The sequence below is a fragment of the Sphingopyxis sp. Root1497 genome, assembly GCF_001427085.1.
Classification (GTDB): Bacteria; Pseudomonadota; Alphaproteobacteria; order Sphingomonadales; family Sphingomonadaceae; genus Sphingopyxis.
Window position 1 is genome coordinate 544,657 of the sequence record NZ_LMGF01000004.1, and the last position, 2,885, is coordinate 547,541.

The following is a 2,885-nucleotide window of genomic DNA, read 5'->3' on the forward strand; positions in this document are numbered from 1 at the left end:
GTTGCCCAGCGAACCGGCGCAGATATTCCGGACGATGCGTCCGGTGAGTTTCGGGCGACGCGGGTTGAGCTGATCCCCGTCGAGCGATCGCCAGCGTTTTATAGTCAAACCCACCCACCAAATTCGTTTGTGTCGAGCGAAGTCGAGACACCCCGAAAACGTGCGCTGCCGATGGGTGTCTCGACTTCGCTCGACACAAACGGAAATTTGAGCGCTGTGGCCTTACAAGGCTCCTCCTTGCCGCGTTCCTCTTTTGTCCTTAGCTTGGGGCGATGGCCGCTCCCCTCCCCCTGCCCGCGATTCATGCGAGCCATGTCGGCATCTGGCTGGCCGATACGCAGGGCCATGCGCGCCGCGTCGATCGGGGCGAGGCGATCGCGGCGGTTGCAGGCACGCCGCATATCCTGCTCGGCGCGCCGCTGACCGGCGACCGGCTCGGCTATCCCGATCTATCGGGGCTCGACCTGCTCGAACTCTTCGCTTTCCTCTATCCGGCGCGCTTCGCGGTGCCGACGCCTGCGGGGATCGCCGCTGCGCTGGACCTCGACGCGCCCAAGGTCGAGGCCGATGTCGCGGCTTTTCTGCCGCACGCCGCCGCCGCGATGCTCGCGAGCCTCGACGACCCCGACTGGCCCGAGCGCGAAGGCGCCTGGCACGGGCTGCAGGCGCTGGCGCGCCAGCGCTGGCCCTGGGCGTCGTTGATCCAGCGCCAGGCCGTGCCCGAACGCGACGAACGCTGGCTGTTCGCGCGGCTGCCCGAATGGGAGGAACAGCCGCCGCGCGGGCAACCGCGGCAGGTGACGATCAACGCCGACGACGTGACCGCGCGGCTCGACCGGCTGACCGGCGACGGCGCCGAACGCCGCACTGGCCAGCAGGACTATGCCCGCTCCGTCGCGAGCATTTTCGCCCCGCGCGAACGCAAGGATGCGCCGCAGATGCTCGTCGCCGAGGCGGGGACCGGGATCGGCAAGACTTTGGGCTATCTCGCGCCCGCGAAACAATGGATCGACCAGTCGGCGGGTGCAGTGTGCATCTCGACCTTCACCAAGGCGCTGCAACGCCAGCTGGCGCGCGAGACCGAGCGGCTCTACCCCGACCCCGCGACCCACCGCGAAAAGGTTGTGGTGCGCAAGGGTCGCGAAAATTACCTCTGCCTGCTCAACCTCGAGGATGCGTTGCAAGGCGGCTTTTCGGGCCGGGCCGCGATTCTTGCGCAGCTCGTCGCGCGCTGGGCGGCGTACAGCCGCGACGGCGACATGGTCGGCGGCGACCTGCCCGGCTGGCTGCCCGCGCTGTTCCGCCGCAACGGCACGACGGCGCTGACCGACCGGCGCGGCGAGTGCATCTATGCGGGCTGCCCGCACTTCCGCAAATGCTTCATCGAACGCTCGGCGCGCGCCGCGACTCAGGCCGAGATCATCATCGCCAACCATGCGCTGACGATGGTGCAGGCGGCGCGGCCGCGTGACGGCGGGGCGCTGGCGACACGGCTGATCTTCGACGAGGGCCATCATCTGTGGGACGCCGCCGACAGCATGTTCGCCGCCGCGCTGACCGGGCAGGAAGCGATCGAGATCCGTCGCTGGATCCTCGGCCCCGAAGGCAAATCGCGCGGGCGGCGGCGCGGGCTCGCGGCGCGGCTCGCCGATGTCGCGAGCTATGACGAGGCGGGCGACAAGGCGATCCAGGCGGCGATCCACGCCGCGGGCGAGCTACCCGGCGACGGCTGGCTCGCCCGCCTCGCCGAAAATGCCCCATGGGGCGCGATAGAGCGGCTGCTCGCGGCGGTGCGCGGGCAGGTCTATGCGCGCGGCGTCGATGCCAAGGGCGACAGCGGCTACGGCCTCGAAACCGAACTCGCCGACCCCGACGCCGAACTGGTCGCCGCCGCCGCGAGCGCGGGCGACGCGATCGAGGCCTTGCTGCGCCCGCTGATGGCGCTCGGCAAACGGCTCGACGCGCTGGTCGACGATCCGCCCGACTGGCTCGACGGCCAGGCGCGCGCGCGCGTCGACGGCGCGCGGCACAGCCTCGGCAACCGGATCGATACGCTGGGGGCCTGGCTGTCCTTGCTCGGGCGCGTCGGCGGTCCCGCCGATCCCGATTTCGTCGACTGGCTCGCGGTGAACCGCATCGACGGACGCGAGGTCGATGCGGGTTTGCATCGTCACTGGCTCGACCCCGCCAAGCCGATCGCCGACATCGTCTATCGCCCCGCGCAGGGCGTCCTCATCACTTCGGCGACGCTGCGCGGCGCGAACGACTGGCACGACGCCGACATCCGCACCGGCGCACGGCATATGGACGGCGGGGTGCAGCATTTCGCGGTGCCCAGCCCGTTCGATTATGCGCGCCAGTCGGAGGTGCTGATCGTCACCGACATCGCGCGCGGCGACCTGCCCGCGCTCGCCGGCGCGTACAGCCGGTTGATCGAGGCATCGGGCGGCGGCGCGCTTGGCCTGTTCAGCGCGATCAGGCGGCTGCGCATCGTCCATGCGCGCATCGCCGACCGGCTCGCGCGCGCCGGCCTCCCGCTCTACGCGCAGCATGTCGACCCGCTCGACACCGGCACGCTGGTCGATATCTTCCGCGCCGACCCGCATGCGTCGCTGCTCGGCACCGACGCCTTGAGGGATGGCGTCGACGTGCCCGGCGATTCGCTGCGGCTCGTCGTCATGGAAGGCGTGCCCTGGCCGCGCCCGACGATATTGCACGCCGCACGCCGCGCCGCGCAGGGCGGTGCGCGCTACGACGACATGGTGATCCGCGGCCGCATCGCACAGGCATTCGGGCGCCTGATCCGCCGCAGCGACGATTTCGGCCAGTTCGTCATGCTGTCGCCGAGCTTTCCCTCGCGGCTGCTTTCGGCCTTCCCGCCGGGC

The 2,885-nt window shown here is 70.5% G+C and carries 1 protein-coding gene; it reads left to right on the top strand.

Annotated features, from left to right (window positions below; translation table 11 throughout):
• Positions 1–272: 272 nt before the first annotated feature.
• The coding region (locus ASD67_RS14080; protein WP_056348566.1) for an ATP-dependent DNA helicase at positions 273–2,885 on the top strand (2,613 nt) is incomplete at its 3' end.